The organism is Candidatus Formimonas warabiya (assembly GCF_002777255.1).
Classification (GTDB): Bacteria; Bacillota; Dehalobacteriia; order Dehalobacteriales; family Dehalobacteriaceae; genus Formimonas; species Formimonas warabiya.
Window position 1 is genome coordinate 2606861 of the sequence record NZ_CP017634.1, and the last position, 16544, is coordinate 2623404.

Genomic DNA, 16544 nt, shown 5'->3' on the forward strand with positions numbered 1-16544 from the left:
AATTTTTACCACACTTTTCCTCCCTAGCCCCCAATGGTTGTGGGAATATTCCTCAGTTTAAAGATGTTTTCATAAGGCCTGACGTCATCCTTCGTTAAGTCTCTCTCGAATTTTATCTCATAGGGCCTGTTCAGTAATCTATATTTAACCTGGCCGAAACGATGATAGGGCAGGATATCTACCCCTTCGACAGGGTATTCCTGAATAAAATCGGCGATCTTTTCGATTTCCTGCATATGATGGTTGAATCCGGGAATGATCGGGATGCGCACTCTTGTTTTTACTCCACTTTTCACCAGATTAACAAAATTAGTAAGAATTTTTTCGTTTGATACGCCTGTGTGTTTTTGATGAAGTTCGGCATCGATACACTTGATGTCAAATAAAACCAGATCCAAATAGGGGATCAACGGCGCCACATCCATCCAATCCGCATATCCGCAGGTATCGATGCAAGTTTTGATATTCATGGCTTTTATCTTGATGAGCAAATCAAGCACATAGTCCGGGAAAGATAAGGGCTCGCCACCCGAGATGGTAATACCCCCTCCCGAGTTGCGGTAGAAGATGGTATCACTGGATATTTCCTTGAGAAATTGCTTTTCATCATGGGGAAGACCTATTCTTTCCAGTGCTTTGTGGGGACATTTATTCACGCAGGCCATGCATAAGCAGCACTGCTCCCGTATTACCCGCTCTTCTTTATTTTCCAGCGTAATCGCTTGATTGGGGCAGACTTCCAAGCAAATCCCGCATTGCATGCATTGGTCCGGCCGAAAAAATATGTCCGGCTGAAATGATTGGGTTTCCGGATTGTGGCACCAGGGACAGTGTAAAGGACACCCTTTTAAAAAAATAGTGGTCCTCATACCCGGTCCGTCGTTTAAGGAATATCTTTGAATATTTGTCATTAACGGCAGCTTTTCACCCACTGAACTCTCCCCTTCTTGTTCTGTATCGTGGGATATTATCCCATGATACAGGCGATATGTACCCCTTTTAATTGTCAAACTTCTTCTCTATGTTCCGCATCGTGGTACGTTGTCCCATGATATAAGCGATATGAACCCGTTGAAATGGCAGAGCGTTCTTTCTTATGTTCCACATCACGGGACAATGTCCCATTTTCATTTATATCTTATCTTCAAATGGTATCTTCTGTCAATACATAATTTGTAATTTCATACGTAATATTCCATCTAAATAATCCTGTTATTTCTGCTTTTTCATCTTCTCTTTCGCCAGCTTCAAAGCCTGGTCGTAAGTTAAAGGCCTCCGGGCGACACCGGATTGGACGGCAGCTCGAGCCACAGCGGCAGCCACCCTGGGTCCCACCCGGAGATCAAAAGCCTTGGGAATGACATACTCCTCACCAAGGTTTTCTGGCTCTACAATCCCGGCCAGGGCGTCAGCTGCGGCCATCTTCATCTCTTCGTTGATATCGGTTGCCCCCACGTCCAGCGCACCCCGGAAAATCCCCGGAAAAGCCAGCACATTATTGACCTGGTTGGCAAAATCAGAACGGCCGGTGCCGACAACCCGGGCACCGCCTTCCTTTGCTTCATCAGGAAAAATTTCCGGTATGGGGTTGGCCATGGCAAAGACAATGGCATCCTTGTTCATGGACCGGATCATTTCTTTGGTGACCAGACCCGGCGCCGAGACACCGATGAAGATGTCCTTTCCTTTGATGATATCCGGCAAAGCACCTTTTTGCTTGTGCAGATTGGTTTCTTGGGCCAGCAATTCTTTTTCCGGGTTCATGCCCTCCTTCCGGCCCTGATAAATCGCCCCTTTGGTATCGCAAAGCACGACATCTTGAATCCCGAAGACGTTCAGCAAACGGGCAGTGCTGATCCCGGCCGCTCCTGAACCATTCACCACGGCAGTAACGTCAGAAAACTTTTTGCCCACAATTTTCAAGGCGTTGATGAGCCCGCTTAAGACGACTACGGCGGTGCCGTGCTGGTCATCATGGAATATCGGGATATCCAGGTTTTTTTTCAGCCTTCTTTCAATTTCAAAGCAACGCGGCCCGCTGATGTCCTCCAGGTTAAAACCCCCAAAGGCGGGAGCTAATTTCGTGACAATATGGACGATCTCGTCCACATCCTTCGTATCCAGACAGATGGGAACGGCATCTACCCCGCCGAATTCTTTGAAAAGAACGCATTTCCCTTCCATCACAGGCAGACCAGCCTCCGGTCCAATATCACCCAAGCCTAAAACTGCCGTTCCGTCAGTAACTACCGCGATATAATTGGATTTCATGGTGTATTCATAGACCAGGGATTTCTCTTGGGCGATATATTTGCACGGTTCTGCCACTCCCGGGGTATAGGCCACGGAGAGCTCATCTTTGTTGGTAACGGGAGCTTTACTCTTAATCTCCAATTTTCCTTTCAGTTCTTTGTGCACCCTCAGTGCTTCCTGGGCATAATCCATGGTTTTTTCCTCCTTGACGGTGAGATGAATTAACCTTTTTTGTATTTTCGGGGCCCTGTTTCATAGAGATTATTCCCCGCACAATCGATGACGACCACTGCGGGAAAGTCTTCCACAGTCATTTTTTGCAGCGCTTCCGCGCCTAAGTCCTCGTAAGCAATCATTTCCACTTTTTTGATGCTTCGGGCAATTAAGGCAGCCGCTCCCCCCGTTGCCGCAAAGTAAACCGCCTTGTTTTTCTGCATGGATTCAATGACGGCGGGAGACCTTAACCCTTTGCCGATCATGCCCTTCAGACCCCGGTCCAAAAGGGGCGGCGTATTTTTGTCCATACGGGAACTGGTCGTGGGGCCGGCCGCTCCCGATGCTTGCCCCGGTTTGGCTGGTGTAGGTCCCACATAGTAGATGATCTGCCCGGTAAAATCCATGGGCAGTTCCTTTCCTTCGCTGATCAGGGCGATATATCGTTTATGCGCCGCATCTCTCGAGGTGTAGATCTCTCCGGAGATCAAAACATCATCGCCCGCCTTAAGGCTGGCCACCTTTTCGTCCGTTAAGGGCGTGGTTACCCTTTTCACGCTTTCACCCATACCTGATACCTCCTCTCTTATATCTCTGCTTCCGCATGTCTTGCCGCATGGCAGCAAACGTTGACCACCACGGGCAGTCCTGCGATATGGGTGGGATAATGGTCGATGTTTACCGCCAGGGCTGTGACCCGCCCGCCCAAGCCCGCCGGTCCGATGCCCGACCGGTTTATTTCTTCCAGAATCTCTTCCTCCAGCCTGGCATAACGGGTATCCTCATTCGAACGGCCAATTTCCCGCAGGGTGGCTTTCTTGGCAATCTGGGCGGCTTTATCAATGGTCCCGCCGATTCCCACGCCCACGATCACAGGCGGGCAGGGATTGGGCCCGGCAATTTTTACTGTTTCCACCACAAAGTCTTTCACACCTTGCTCACCATCGGCTGGGGTGAGCACTTTCAGACGGCTCATGTTTTCACTGCCAAATCCTTTCGCCGTGATCTGAAAATGGATCTTATCTCCGGGGGCCACATCCACATAGATCACAGCCGGGGTATTGTCTTTGGTATTTTTCCGGTCGAAAAGGGGATCCGCCACCACTGATTTCCTTAAAAATCCTTCCTGATAGGCTTCCCGTACCCCTTGGTTGACGGCTTCGGTAAAATCTCCCCCTACCAAGCGCACCTCCTGGCCCAACCGGATGAACAGGACGGCCATTCCCGTGTCCTGGCAGATGGGGATTTTCTCGCCGGCGGCGATCTCGTGATTTTTCATAATTTGCTCCAGGACTGATTTCCCGGTGGGGGATTCTTCCTTTTCCAGGCTCCCCTTTAATGCGGTCAGAATATCCGGTCCGATCAGATAACTAGCCTTGATATAGAGTTCTTTCACGGTATTTTTTATGCAATCCGTATCAATTTCCCGCAATATGAACATCTCCCTTAATCATCTATCTTTCTCTTTCATGTGGTACGGGCAACCTCGTCCGGCAGGACCTTTTCCTTTTCTTTTTAGGGCAATAAGAGAATTCCCTGCACGGGAGCCAGCAAAACCACCAGAACAACCTGGACCAGTTGCATGATGGTAACTTTAGACACATCCGCATTCATCTCAACTGCGATCGCGGTAAGAGGCGTTAACCCTGCAGGGGCAACCGCCAGTAAACTGCTGGTAAGATCCCAGCCCCGGCACCGGTAGAGATAATAACTCATAAGCAAACTACAGCCTACCAGCAAGACATTCAGGACTTCTCTAGTGTTTTTTGTTTTTCTGCTGTGCGTCTTTAGATATGCTTTGATCTGGAGTAAAATGGAATGGACGTTTGTCTGGGAGGTAACATTGCCTGCATCGCCTCACGAAGCATCTTGCTTCCGTATCCTCAGCGAATTGGTGACGGAGCGAATGTCCGCTATGTTTCTCATGCCCTTCTTGATTAACGCTACCGTACCTGTATGATCCTTCATTAAATCATGGAACTTGGTTTCCACATTTTGATTTGTTTTCACCACATCCTGCGTCATTTCCACCAGGTTTATCTCTTTGATAAACTTCGTGGCATCTTTCATCTCCACAACAGCGGCAGCTTTTCGCTCTTCGGTAAAACCGGGGTCAACCACTAAGCCGGTAATGCTCATTAAATACCGGCAGGTAGGATCCCCTACCGATTCATCACTAAAATCATCTAAAATGATATCTCCCTTCATCAGGGTGTAAGCGCCGCAAAACTGAACGGAAAACTTTCCTTCCAAGCCGGTTTTGGGCTCAGGTATGGCGGCGATATCGATGCACCGGGGATGGACATAGCAGGTGATTTTTTTCACGTCCCGGGGCGCAAATTCCGGCCCTGTTTGCTCTCTAATGCCTTTCATGCATTCGATAATTCCATGGGTAGAATAACAGGAGGGATAATATTTAAAACGAACTCTCTCTACCACATAACCCTTTTCCAGTGCCTGGACAGCTTTTTTCTCATCGTATTTTGACGCGAAAACCCGCCAAAAACCGCCATGCCCCTCAAAAACGTGAAGAGAGCTGTCATAGCCGTGAGAAGCCGTGATGGCGGCAAGAACGCCGTCCATGGCCGCTTTGCCCGCATTATAAGACTTAGCCATGGAACCGAAGACACTTTGCAGTCCTCCTGCTGAGGTAGCGGCAATACCGATGGCATGGCGGATTTCGTCTTTGGCCAGGTTCATTACTTTTGCAGCGGCAGCGGCTGCTCCGATATGCCCTAGAGTAGCCGTGTTATGCCACCCGGTTTGATAATGCTCCGGCATGATGGCTTCTCCCACGGCATATTGGACCTGAAAACCGGCGATGATCGCCTCCAGGGCTGCTTTTCCCGATATGCCCAGCTTTTCGCCCAGGGCCAGTACCGCCGGCATCACTGTGGAACTCGGGTGTCCCGGTCCCCACGGGTATATATCATCGTAATCAAGTACATGGCCAAAAACACCATTGGCCAACGCCGCCTCCATTTCATTCACTTGAATGGGATAGCCCAGAACGGTGGCGCATCCGTGATAGTCTCCTGCTGCCAGCCAGTTCCTGACAACTTGCCCGGTAGGTGTCTTTGATCCTGCCCATGCCACGCCCAACCAATCTTTGAAACATACCTCAGCTTGGTCTGCCGCTGAAGAGGATATGTCATCAATATGAAGTGCGTTGACATATTCGGCAGCCTGTTCGGCAAATGCCAATTGCATCAACCCCCTACTGTTTTAGTAAGCTATTTATTTTATTGGTCTCCCTAACTAAGATGTCGGTAATCGCGGCCAGTTTTTCATCATCGATTCTGGCGGCCGGCCCCAAAATCGTTAGAACCATGATTTGGTTGGCAAAAAATATCGGCGCGGAAACGGACTTGCTATCCGGCACCCGCTCGCTAAAGCTCTGACAATAGCCCTGCTCTTTGATTCGGTCCAGTTCCCTGATCATTTCCTCGATGTTCTTATGAAGCTGCTTCGGCAGTTCCTTCTCCACCATCTTAAAATACTCTTTTCTCTGGCTGGGCGACATCCAGGCCAAAATAATTTTCCCGGAAGAGCCTAAATAAAGAGGCAAAGCTTTCCCTAGGGTAACTACCTGGCGTACGTCAAAGGGGCTTTCCACTTTTTCGATACAAATTCTTTTAAAGTCATGGCAAACATACAGGGCTGCTGTTTCCTTGGTTTCATTGACAATATCAATCATAATTTTTTTGATTAAATCTCTGATATCAATCTTTTTAATTGCGGCCGTGCCCAATTCGAACATCACAAGGGATAATGAATACATATTGGTATCATTATCAAAATTTAAAATCCCTTCCTTTTGCAGGGTCGTGCAAATTCGATGAACGGTACTTTTAGGAAACCCGGTCAGATCACATAATTTCTTCAAATTTAATTCCGGTGTTTCATGGTTAAAACATTTTATGATGCTGCAGGCTTTTTGGATAGACAACACGACATCATTCAATTTATTTTTTCGCTCCTTTTGTGTTAACTTTATGATGATTTTAGCATAAAGCCCCATTATCTGCTAATAGTCTTAAGTCTACTTTCCGCATCCAAATTGAAATATGAGCATTTATTTCTCGGGCACATGGAACAATCTGTCTCCTTTAATGCCGGCACCCGAACCTCCCTTTTGCTTATTTCATGGATGAGCTGCCACATCCGTTCCATGTTTTCTGCTTCCCCGCTCACGGCAAGAATCGTAGCGCCTTGTGCTTCCTCAAGCCCCCCGGAAGCAATCTGAACGGCCGTACAGCCTGTTAAAATGTTTATGGCCTGGTCTTCACAGATCACTTCTCCATTTACCGGCATCAAGCCCACCCTCTGTCCCATAGATTTGTCTATTTTATCATAAGAAGATTTTTGGGCCGCATCACCGATGGGAATAGAAATCATTTTTTCCAGACCAACGGGCAGAATGAATCGAAAGCCTTTTCGTTGCGCGGCTTTCATGACCTGAGCGACGGTACCTCCGCCAGGGCTGGCAAATAACACCCCGGCCTGCCGGTGCGCATCCACGGCATTGCATCCTTTCACATAAATATCGCCAGGTCCCATTTCATTTAACAGAACACCCAGTTTAATCCGTTCCATTTTCAGCTTCCCTTTCTCTAAAACCCAGGAGAACGGAAAATCAAAGGGGTGGCTTGGTGTCTCACCTTTTGTCCCCAGGTCCTGCCTTTCCCGGCTGATACAAAGTGCTCCTTTCTTGATCACCCCTGAGACCCAGATTCCTTCAGGAACTTTACCAAATAATTCATACAAAATAAAGTAGGTGGTGCTGCTGGGATGGATCACCATCATCCCGTCTTGTAAAGCCTTCTGTACATATGACAGCTCTATAATTGCTTTGGAAATGATTCTTTTTGCCTGATTTGGCGTGAGGACAATCTCGCAGATCATGACTGTTAACCCCCTATCATGCAAGGCACCGGCTTTCGTCGCCAGATGGATTACACGGTTTTGCCTCCTTTTCTTATTATTTTTACTGCTAATCTTTAAATCATTAATATCGGAAAGCCTGCTCTTTCCCATACTTGGTCAGGATATTGATTAAAACTTTGTTCCATATCGTGGTACGTCATCCCATTTTTATTTAATTTTATAATTAATTTTATTTCCTGTCAAGAATAATTTTCCATATTTGTATAGGAATGAGTACCTCCCCACGGCCGTCACTTTTATATACCCACTTTTCAGGGAATAGGTTGCACCGAAAAAAAAAATTTATCGGATTTTTTCCGGGAGATTGAAGGAAAAGTCAAAGGGATCTTTTTCATCTGTTTGAAAAAGAAAAAGATGACAAACCTTGATTTCAAGCCACTTCTTGAAAACGGGGTCGGTCACCTTATCAGGAAAAGTTAAGTTTAAGTTAAAGAAAGGAATGCAAAAATTACCTGTCCGCGCGCCTATTTGATGATGCGAATGGTGCCGTCTTTGCGCAGCGGAGCACTTGATTCTTTACCAATATAGCCTACCGCAGCCGAAGAGCAAATGGCATGTTCTTTGAGGATTCCCAGCTCAAAAAGGTAGTTGCGTACTTCGGGATCATTGCGCAACCAGTACAACTGATTGATATAGCAGCTCCCCAATCCCAAGGAATGGGCCGCTAGAAAAATGTTTTCCAGGGCCAGTGCGCAGTCTGCCATGGCATTTTGATAATGGGGCCGGTTAGAGGCAATGATCAATGTCGGCGCGTGGTAGAAAAAATGATGGTCCTTCTTTTGCGCGTTGGCTTTAGCTTTGAGCTTGCTGGGATAGTCATCATCAGGAGTCCATCGTTGCAGCCCCTCCCGGATCAGGTCATTGATTTTTGTAAGAATATCTTTGTTTTGGATGGCGGTAAACAGCCAGCTTTGACAGTTGCCTCCACTGGGTGCCCATGTGGCGGCTTCCAGGATCGCGTCCAGATGTTCCGCCTCAATCTGCCGTTCCTGGAACTGGCGTGTGCTTCTGCGCGCACGAATACAGTCAAGCACTTCATTATGAATCACAGTTTTTCCTCCTTCCCCAAACCGGAAACTACTCCGCTACAAACCAAGATATTATTTTCATTATAGCATGCTAACCCCAGTCCGGAGATTTATTTTTAACCCTATTAATCGTCGGCTGCTTTAAAATTGTAAATCGGTTTAATGATCCGGTTGATTTCAACAGTATCCTGGATATTGGCGATGATCTCCTCCATGGGCTTATAGGCAAAGGGAGCCTCATCCAGGGTCTCTCTGGACAAAGAAGTCGTATAGATCCCCTCCATGGACTTTTTGAATTCCTCCAAAGACAGGCTGCATCTCGCCTGTTTTCTGCTCATTAATCTCCCTGCGCCATGGGGAGCCGATTGATTCCACAGGGTATTTCCTTTTCCGGTTGCCAGGATACTTCCGTCCCTCATATTGATGGGAATGATTACAACCTCCCCTTTTGGGGCGGAAATGGCTCCTTTGCGCAAGATCATTTCATCCAGATCGATATAATTGTGTATGGTCGTAAAGCTGTCGATCACACGAAAGCCCATCTCCCGGACAATTACTTCCGCGATGGCCTTTCTGTTGCATTCAGCATATTTTTGGGCAATGCGCATGTCATTGATGTATTCGGAAAAGCTCTCCCCTTCTACATAAGATAGGGCCTTATTAATTTTAGTTTTTCCCTTCTCAATTTTACCCTGTATTTCTTTTTCTCTGCTTTTTCCCTTAAGTTCAGCAATAATTCTGTCATTATTTTTTCTGGTAATTTCCTTTATGGCCCTGTCCTGATAATACTCCGCGATTTGTTTTCCTAAATAACGGCTTCCGGAATGTATCACCAAATATAAATTTTCTTCTTCGTCTAGGTTCATTTCAATAAAATGATTCCCACCCCCCAGGGTTCCGATGCTGAGCCGGGCCCGTTTTAAATCCAGATGATCCTTGGATTTCAGGTCATGCAGATTGACAAAAGCATTAAATTCATGGGGCGTTTCCCGGACATCAAATCCACTTGGCACATACTTCCGAATGGTCTTGTCCAGTTTGCCAAAGTCAACCTGCGTTTTTTCCAGCAGGCTGACATGCATGCCGCAGCCAATATCAACTCCGACCAGGTTAGGAATGATTTTATCCTGAACGGTCATCGTGGTACCGATGGTGCATCCGGCTCCCGCATGGGTATCCGGCATAATCCTGATTATGCTTTCTCGGGCAAATTCCTGATTGCACAACTCCCGTATTTGTTCTGCAGCCTTCTCTTCCACATGATCGGTAAACACCTTTGCCGTGTTGTATTTTCCTTTAATTTCTATCATAGGCTCACCACATCTCCAATTTTACCCGGAAAACTTTTTACCCTGCTGGAAATACCTTAAAAGTGTATCGGTTGTTTGTCCCCATTTCCATCCTGATCGTGCATTAACCAATATAAAATTCTCCAATATTTAACCAATACCCTGCATTCTGAGACAAAATAGGCCGCCAGCGACGGCGGCTTGGGAGTAATAATATTATTATGATCCTATTTTACAATAAGTGAATAACCGGGTCAAAGAGCTAAAAATTATTCATTTGCAGGGATGTTAACCACGCCGTAAAGCGTATTTTTTTATTTTTTTAAAAAATATGACTTTCGTCACATTGTAAACAAAAGAGGTGTTATCTATAATTTAAGGAGTCAAAGCCGTGATAAAAGGAGGAAAGTCATGCACAAGAATATGGTGAAAATAGGATTTGTCCTTATGCTTATTTTCTCCTTGGCGAGCGGACAGCTAAACGCGGCCGGCGCCGGCAAGCTGAACACCGTCGACGACCTCAAGGATAAACGGATTGGGGTTTTGCTGGGCAGCGTTTACGACGAATACGCCGTCCAAACCTACCCGCAGGCCCAAATCCTGCAGTATAAAAGCCCGTCCGACATGGTGCTGGCGGTAAAAACCGAGAAAGTCGACGCTGCCATCTATACCCATGAAACGATCCTGGTCGTCCTGCGGGATGATGATTCAATGGACTTATTAGGCGAGAACCTGTTTCGCGTCCCTATAGGCATGGGTTTTAACCAGAAAAACGATGAATTGCGCCAACAGTTCAATACCTTTTTAGCCGGAGTCAAACAGAGCGGGGTTCTCGACGATATGGTGAAGCGCTGGGTAATTGACGGCAAAACGGAAATGCCGGTGCTTGCCAACCCGAAAAATAACGGCCGGCTGGTCGTGGGGGTAGTCAGCGATAAAGGCATGCCTTTTGCCCTGGTGATGAACAACCAAATCGTCGGCTTTGATATTGAACTGTGCGAAAGATTTGCCGCTTACTTAGGTAAAGAGCTCGTGCTGGCGGATATGGAATTCGGCAGCCTGATTCCCGCTGCGGCCGGCAATAAGATCGACATGATCGCCAGTTCTTTGATCATCACCGAAGAAAGGGCCCGGCAGATCGGCTTTTCCGACCCGTATTACGAGATGGGGGCAAGCGCCTTTGCCCTGAAGAAAAATATGGCCCGCTACGACAGCGGGCAAACGGGGACAGCCGGCTTGACGGGCGCAAGCGGCTCCGGCAAACTGAATACCGTCGACGACCTTAAGGATAAACGGATTGGGGTTTTGTTGGGCAGTATTCACGACGGTTACGCCATTAAAACTTACCCGCAAGCTGTGGTTTTGCAGTATAAGAGTGTGCCGGACCTGGTGCTAGCGGTAAAAACCGGAAAAGTCGATGCCGCCTTTATCTCCCGGGAAACGCTCCTGGACATCATGCGGGAGGATGATACATTAGGCTTTCTGAGCGAGAACCTGTATCGCAGCCCGATGGGTATAGCCTTTAACCAGAACAGCGATAACTTACGGGAACAGTTCAACGCCTTTTTAGCCGGAATCAAACAGAGCGGCGTCTACGACGATATGATGAAACGCTGGATGATCGACAGAAATACGGATATGCCGGTGATTGCCAACCCCCAGAATAACGGCCGGCTGGTCGTGGGGACAGTCAGCAATAAAGGAATGCCTTTCTCCCTTGTAATAAACAACCAAATCGTCGGCTTCGACATTGAAATAGCCGAAAGGTTTGCCGCTTACTTAGGCAAAGAGCTGGTGCTGGAGGATATGGAATTCAACAGCCTTATTGCCGCCGTAGCCGGCAATAAGATCGACATGATCGCCGGTTCGATGCTGATCACCGAAGAAAGGGCCCGGCAGGTCGACTTTTCCGATCCGTATTACGAGATGGGGACGAGCGTATTTGCCCTGAAAAAAAATATCGCCGGCGGCAGCCAGGCCGGAAGTGATCTGCACTCCGGCCAAACAGCCGGCGATCCTGCCGTCAGCGGCTTTGTAAATATCTTTACCGGCATCAAGAACAGCTTCTACAGCAATATCATCCTGGAACAGCGCTACCTGATGATCGTCGAAGGCCTAAAAATCACCGTCCTGATCTCGCTTTTCTCCGTAATTTTCGGAACGCTTTTAGGGGCTTTGATCTGCTTCCTGCGCATGTCCAAAAACAGGATCCTCAGCGGCATAGCGCTGGTTTACATCTCCATTCTTCGGGGAACTCCGGTGCTGGTGCTCTTAATGCTTATATTCTACGTGGTATTTGCCTCGGTGGATATCAACCCTGCACTGGTGGCGGTAATCGCCTTCGGGATGAACTTCGCTGCCTATGTCTCCGAAATGTTTCGCACCGCCATTCAAGGCGTCGACAAAGGACAGCGGGAAGCGGGTATCGCCATCGGGTTTACCCCCCTGCAAACCTTCATATATGTAATCCTGCCCCAGGCCGTGCGGCAGGTCCTGCCGGTCTATAAGGGCGAATTCATCTCCCTCGTCAAAATGACCTCAGTGGTCGGCTATATTGCCGTCCAGGATCTGACCAAAGCCAGCGACATCATCAGGAGCCGCACCTTCGACGCCTTCTTCCCGCTCATCATGGTGGCGGTGCTCTACTTTATTATCACCTGGCTCTTGACCCTGGTGCTGGATTATATCGGCCTCCAAACAGACCGGAAGAAAAAACGGCAGACAGTGAAAGCCTGTACTTAGGAAGCGGGCAGAAATTTTCGAGGGGGAATTGGGTTGAAAATTGTTCATAAAGTTTCCAGAGGAATAATGCTGTTCGTTTTACTTATCGTGTCAATACTGTTGGCGGGATGCGGGCAGGGAGAAGCCCCGGCCAAAAGCGCGGCCGCGCCGCTGAAGGTGGCGCTGGTGCTGGATCAGCCGGGGTTGGGAGACGGCGGTTTTAATGACTCCGCCCACAGCGGGCTCACGAGAGCCAAAGAGAATTTCTCCGATAAGCTGGAGATTTCAACGGTTACGCCCAAGGATCTGGAGTCCAGGGAAGAAGAGCTGAAAAAGCTCGTCCAAAACAAAACCGACCTGGTGATCGCTATGGGATACTACTACGCGGACATTCTGCCGCAAGTGGCGGCGGAGTATCCTGACATCAAATTTGTCTTAATAGACAACGACTTGCCTGATCTTAAAGCCGAAGGCAATCTGACCTCCCTGACCTTTAAGGACCAGGAAGGAGCTTTCCTGGCGGGCGCGGCCCTGAAAAGCCGGACAGGAAAAATCGGTTTTGTCGGCGGCGTGGAAGTCCCTGCCGTTAAAAATTTCGAAGCGGGGTATACCGCAGGGGCAAAACATATCAATCCCGGGATAGAAATATTTAGCTCATACGCCGCCACGGGGGTCGAAGGATTTAACAGCCCGGAAAAGGGTAAGGCCCTGGCTCTGGCTCAAATAAAGGATGGCGCCGACGTGATCTTTCATGCCGCAGGCGCTACGGGCTTTGGGGTGTTTGAAGCAGCGGCGGAGAAAAAGATCCTGGCTATCGGTGTCGACATCGACCAGACTTTTGTTGTGCCCGAGGCGGAGCGGGAATACATTTTAACCAGCATCATTAAAGGCGTGGATATCGCGGTTTACGACGTGATTAGCCTCAGGCTGGACAATAAGCTTATGGGAGGCTATATCACGCTCGGCGTCAAAGACGGTGTGGAAACCTACGCCGAAAACGAAATCAACAAGGAACTGCTGGCCGAGATCAAGCCCCGGCTGGATGGGATCAAAGCGCAGATCATCGACGGTGCGATTACGGTCCCTGAATTTACTAAGTAGAAAAGAGGCGGAAGAGACATGGCCAACAAAACCGCTGCAGACTGCACAGCGCTGCGCCAATCCGGCGAGGTGCCCGGCGGCGAGATGCTTGGTTTCGGCCGCCGGCGGTGCAGGGCATAGCGGGCAGATCGAGTGCCGCGATTGCGGATGGGAATACCCCGGTGGTGATCATTGCCGCTGCAGGTATTGCGGGAGCATGAATTTGTGAATTTAGATCCGGAGTCGTGGTAGGGCGATAACGGAGTTTAAGATTTTTGGTTAGGGTAAACAGAGAGGACATGATAAGAATGAGCAACGAAAAGACAGGGGAAGAAAAAGGAAGCGCCGGACAAGGCCGTATACTGGACGCCGAGGAATTGGGCGCCGTGACCGGAGGGGAGGGAACGCCGCCGATAGACAGATGTCCTTTCTGGGACAAGGACTTTTGTCACGGCAATGGCTATACCTGCACAAGTTATTACAAAGACAAATGTCCTTATGTCTAAGCAAAATGAACAAAAGTTTGGTGAAGGATGATAGGTTTAATTATCCTGGGATCGGTTCTGGGGGGATGTGCCGCCCAACCGGCGGTGCCGCCCGTCTGCCGGACCGGCGCGGCGGAGGAGGACATCAACATGTCAAGGGGACATGTCAAGGGGACAGGTCCCTTGACATAAATCACCTGCATATTAATTAATTTTAGTTTCTCCATCTTAGCGTTAAGAATCATCCATTTACTTTTCCTATCGCATTATCCAGTATCTCTATGGCCAGGTCTATTTCCTCCTGCCGGATGATCAGCGGAGGAGACCATACGATGATATTCCCGTATGAGACTTTAAAGCTTAGGCCTTTTTCAAGACAGGAATACATTATTTTTTCCGTTTCTTCCCTGGCGGGTTCTTTAGTGTTTCTATCTTTCACCATCTCAAGGGCAAACAGCAATCCCATGCCTCTCACATCTCCGATGAGCGCATGCTTTTTCATAAGGTTTTCAAGCCTTCGGTACATGTAGCCGCTCATTTTATTACAATGGACCAACAGGTTCTCTTTTTGGATAAATTCTATCGTGGCCAGAGCCGCTGCGGCTCCCACAGGGCTTTTTTCATGGGTATAATGGCCTATGGAAAAACGCTGGGCCACATCCAGTTCTTCTTTTGCGATCAAAGCTGCCATGGGGAGAATCCCACCGCCCAGGCCCTTGCCGATAACAACCATATCGGGCACGATATCATAATGTTCAAAAGCAAACATTCTACCGGTCCTTCCCAGCGATATAGCGGTTTCATCCAGTATCAGCAAGGCTCCATGGCGGTCGCATAATTTTCTTATTTCCTGAAAATAGTCTGCAGGCGGAAGCTGCACATCGGTATTTCTGATGGTCTCCAGAATGACCGCCCCTACATCCCCTATCTTTTCCAGCACATTTTCCAGGTATTTTACGCACTTTAAACCGCATCTACCGCATTCACCCAAGATGCAGCGGTAATTGTTGACCGGAAGGACATGCTCCACTCCCGGCAGCAATGGACCTATGCCTTTGCTGAAAGTCGATTCCCCCCCTACCGAAATGGCATCCAATGAAGCGCCATGAAACGAATCCCACATGGAAACCACCTTAAATTTTCCGGTGGCAATGCGGGCAAGCTTCAACGCGATTCCAACAGCAGAAGTGGCTCCCGGTGCAAACAGCACCTTGTTTAAAGTTCCCGGTGCAATTTGGGCAAGCTTTTCCGCCAGTTCTATGATCTTTATATTGGTGTACCTTCTGGTACAAAAAGGAAGTATATCCAGCTGGCTCTTGATGGCATCTATGACGTATGGATTTGCGAACCCCACCTGGTGTACGTTGTTTCCGTGAAAATCCATTATCCTCCTGCCCTGCAAATCTTCAAGATAGATTCCCCCGCATGAATTCAACACATCCAGGCAGGGTGTGGATGAAGACTGGTGCAGGAAAAGCCGGGCATCCTTTTCTAGCCACTCTTTGGTGTCTTCATCCGTATGATCCCGGATCCATTTTTCCCGGTAAGGCGAAAGGTTTATATCTCCCTCCAGCTTCAATTCATGGCCGAACTTGCGCATAGTTTTTTTCTCCTTTTATAATTTGCCGGCATTTTTTTATTTTCCATATCAACTTAGTATTGCATCAAATGGGATTTTGAGTGCCGCGCTCTAACCCTTCAGATATATCGTATGTACTCATTTCTCCGGCCGGTTCCAAATTCAGCAGTTTGCACACCATCGGTGCTATGGCAAGCTGGGGCACCTCTTCACGATAGCATCCCGGCTGAAAAGCGGAACTGATGGTAAAGAGCGGCACATGGCGCTCATCGGGGCTGATGCCCTGATGCAAGCCGTCGCTGTTCATGCCGTGGTCAGCCGTGATCACAATATGGTAATCATTCTCCATCCATCCGGGTACAAACCGCGCAAACCACCTGTCCAGCTCTATGGCCTGTTTCCGATACGCTTTGGAATCCGGGCCGAAAAGATGGCCCACATAATCCATGCCCATGGGGTGGATGAGCAGAAAATCAGGATCATATGCGGAGCGAAGGATCTCGCCGTCTATCATCAGATGAGAATCGGGATAGGAATCATCAAAATAAAATTTGCCGAATTGGATGGCGTTGTCCTCATCCTTTTGCTCCCGGTCTCCGACAATGTCATAGGGCACATGGTTATATAGCTGGCTGATAAAATAGTAAGCCGCCGCCGCAGTTTTTAATCCTTTTTCCCGGGCCAGATGAAAGATGCTCTTTTGTTTGGAAAGACGGACAATATCATTTGACGTAATGCCGCTCACATAAGGGGCGGTACCGGTCAAAAGTACTTCATACATGGGCCTGGATACGGCAGGCAATTCAGTTTTTACTAAAAACCGGGCAGCCAGATTTTTCTCCACAAGGTGGTGTAGATAACCCATCTGCATGCATGCCGTATCATACCGCAATCCATCCACCATGATCATAATGACCTTTCCCATTTTGATTCCTCCATTTTATTTGGT

16 protein-coding genes are annotated in these 16544 nt (G+C 48.3%); 4 read left to right on the plus strand and 12 right to left on the minus strand.

Annotated elements, in window-relative coordinates:
* Positions 1 to 23: 23 nt before the first annotated feature.
* The 10 genes from DCMF_RS12070 to DCMF_RS12115 all read right to left on the minus strand — a co-directional run bounded on the left by DCMF_RS12070 (position 24) and on the right by DCMF_RS12115 (position 9751).
* Entirely contained in the window at positions 24 to 932 is a 909-nt protein-coding gene (locus tag DCMF_RS12070) for a glycyl-radical enzyme activating protein (RefSeq protein ID WP_148134662.1), read from the minus strand.
* A gap of 280 nt (positions 933 to 1212) precedes the next feature.
* Positions 1213 to 2445, minus strand: a complete 1233-nt coding sequence (locus DCMF_RS12075; RefSeq protein ID WP_148134663.1) for an NAD(P)-dependent malic enzyme — start codon at positions 2443 to 2445, stop codon at positions 1213 to 1215.
* A gap of 29 nt (positions 2446 to 2474) precedes the next feature.
* A complete protein-coding gene (locus tag DCMF_RS12080) occupies positions 2475 to 3035 on the minus strand; it encodes a Fe-S-containing hydro-lyase (protein ID WP_148134664.1) in 561 nt (186 codons plus the stop codon).
* 17 nt (positions 3036 to 3052) lie between these two features.
* On the minus strand, positions 3053 to 3898 hold the full coding sequence (locus tag DCMF_RS12085) for a fumarate hydratase (RefSeq protein WP_148134665.1): 846 nt from the start codon (positions 3896 to 3898) through the stop codon (positions 3053 to 3055).
* Between the two features lie 83 nt (positions 3899 to 3981).
* Positions 3982 to 4206: an AbrB family transcriptional regulator gene (locus tag DCMF_RS12090; protein WP_257790958.1), complete on the minus strand. Its 225-nt coding sequence runs from the start codon at positions 4204 to 4206 to the stop codon at positions 3982 to 3984.
* Positions 4207 to 4323: 117 nt separating this feature from the next.
* Positions 4324 to 5670, minus strand: coding sequence for an MmgE/PrpD family protein (locus DCMF_RS12095; protein ID WP_214659295.1), 1347 nt, complete (start codon positions 5668 to 5670; stop codon positions 4324 to 4326).
* Between the two features lie 13 nt (positions 5671 to 5683).
* Entirely contained in the window at positions 5684 to 6430 is a 747-nt protein-coding gene (locus DCMF_RS12100) for an IclR family transcriptional regulator (RefSeq protein ID WP_214659296.1), read from the minus strand.
* A gap of 56 nt (positions 6431 to 6486) precedes the next feature.
* Complete coding sequence (locus tag DCMF_RS12105) at positions 6487 to 7371, minus strand: hypothetical protein (protein ID WP_148134669.1); 885 nt, start codon at positions 7369 to 7371, stop codon at positions 6487 to 6489.
* Positions 7372 to 7877: 506 nt separating this feature from the next.
* Positions 7878 to 8462, minus strand: coding sequence for a nitroreductase family protein (locus DCMF_RS12110; RefSeq protein WP_148134670.1), 585 nt, complete (start codon positions 8460 to 8462; stop codon positions 7878 to 7880).
* Positions 8463 to 8566: 104 nt separating this feature from the next.
* The gene (locus tag DCMF_RS12115; protein ID WP_148134671.1) at positions 8567 to 9751 is read right to left on the minus strand and encodes an RtcB family protein; all 1185 of its coding nucleotides are present in this window, start codon (positions 9749 to 9751) and stop codon (positions 8567 to 8569) included.
* 390 nt (positions 9752 to 10141) lie between these two features.
* Between DCMF_RS12115 and DCMF_RS12120 the strand changes: the two genes are divergently transcribed.
* The 4 genes from DCMF_RS12120 to DCMF_RS29225 all read left to right on the plus strand — a co-directional run bounded on the left by DCMF_RS12120 (position 10142) and on the right by DCMF_RS29225 (position 14208).
* Positions 10142 to 12472 (plus strand): ABC transporter substrate-binding protein/permease, encoded by a 2331-nt coding sequence (locus tag DCMF_RS12120; RefSeq protein WP_148134672.1) that lies wholly within the window; start codon positions 10142 to 10144, stop codon positions 12470 to 12472.
* A gap of 33 nt (positions 12473 to 12505) precedes the next feature.
* The gene (locus tag DCMF_RS12125) at positions 12506 to 13552 is read left to right on the plus strand and encodes a BMP family lipoprotein (protein ID WP_214659297.1); all 1047 of its coding nucleotides are present in this window, start codon (positions 12506 to 12508) and stop codon (positions 13550 to 13552) included.
* A gap of 287 nt (positions 13553 to 13839) precedes the next feature.
* Positions 13840 to 14037, plus strand: coding sequence for a hypothetical protein (locus DCMF_RS12130; protein ID WP_148134673.1), 198 nt, complete (start codon positions 13840 to 13842; stop codon positions 14035 to 14037).
* 27 nt (positions 14038 to 14064) lie between these two features.
* Positions 14065 to 14208 carry a hypothetical protein gene (locus DCMF_RS29225; RefSeq protein WP_214659298.1) on the plus strand — a complete coding sequence of 48 codons (144 nt, stop codon included), beginning with the start codon at positions 14065 to 14067 and terminating at the stop codon, positions 14206 to 14208.
* 49 nt (positions 14209 to 14257) lie between these two features.
* On the opposite strand, the gene pbfA is transcribed toward DCMF_RS29225, so the two are convergent.
* The gene (gene pbfA / locus DCMF_RS12135) at positions 14258 to 15616 is read right to left on the minus strand and encodes a (R)-1-hydroxy-2-aminoethylphosphonate ammonia-lyase (protein ID WP_148134674.1); all 1359 of its coding nucleotides are present in this window, start codon (positions 15614 to 15616) and stop codon (positions 14258 to 14260) included.
* A gap of 64 nt (positions 15617 to 15680) precedes the next feature.
* Positions 15681 to 16520 (minus strand): alkaline phosphatase family protein, encoded by an 840-nt coding sequence (locus tag DCMF_RS12140; protein ID WP_148134675.1) that lies wholly within the window; start codon positions 16518 to 16520, stop codon positions 15681 to 15683.
* Positions 16521 to 16544: the final 24 nt, after the last annotated feature.

Excerpts from the sequence above, each read along its gene's own strand:
- DCMF_RS12115 (WP_148134671.1), bottom strand. The coding sequence starts at position 9,751 with ATGATAGAAATTAAAGGAAAATACAACACGGCAAAGGTGTTTACCGAT.
- DCMF_RS12080 (WP_148134664.1), bottom strand. The coding sequence starts at position 3,035 with ATGGGTGAAAGCGTGAAAAGGGTAACCACGCCCTTAACGGACGAAAAG.
- DCMF_RS29225 (WP_214659298.1), top strand. The coding sequence starts at position 14,065 with ATGATAGGTTTAATTATCCTGGGATCGGTTCTGGGGGGATGTGCCGCC.
- DCMF_RS12130 (WP_148134673.1), top strand. The coding sequence starts at position 13,840 with ATGAGCAACGAAAAGACAGGGGAAGAAAAAGGAAGCGCCGGACAAGGC.
- DCMF_RS12075 (WP_148134663.1), bottom strand. The coding sequence starts at position 2,445 with ATGGATTATGCCCAGGAAGCACTGAGGGTGCACAAAGAACTGAAAGGA.
- pbfA (WP_148134674.1), bottom strand. The coding sequence starts at position 15,616 with ATGCGCAAGTTCGGCCATGAATTGAAGCTGGAGGGAGATATAAACCTT.
- DCMF_RS12120 (WP_148134672.1), top strand. The coding sequence starts at position 10,142 with ATGCACAAGAATATGGTGAAAATAGGATTTGTCCTTATGCTTATTTTC.
- DCMF_RS12140 (WP_148134675.1), bottom strand. The coding sequence starts at position 16,520 with ATGGGAAAGGTCATTATGATCATGGTGGATGGATTGCGGTATGATACG.
- DCMF_RS12105 (WP_148134669.1), bottom strand. The coding sequence starts at position 7,371 with ATGATCTGCGAGATTGTCCTCACGCCAAATCAGGCAAAAAGAATCATT.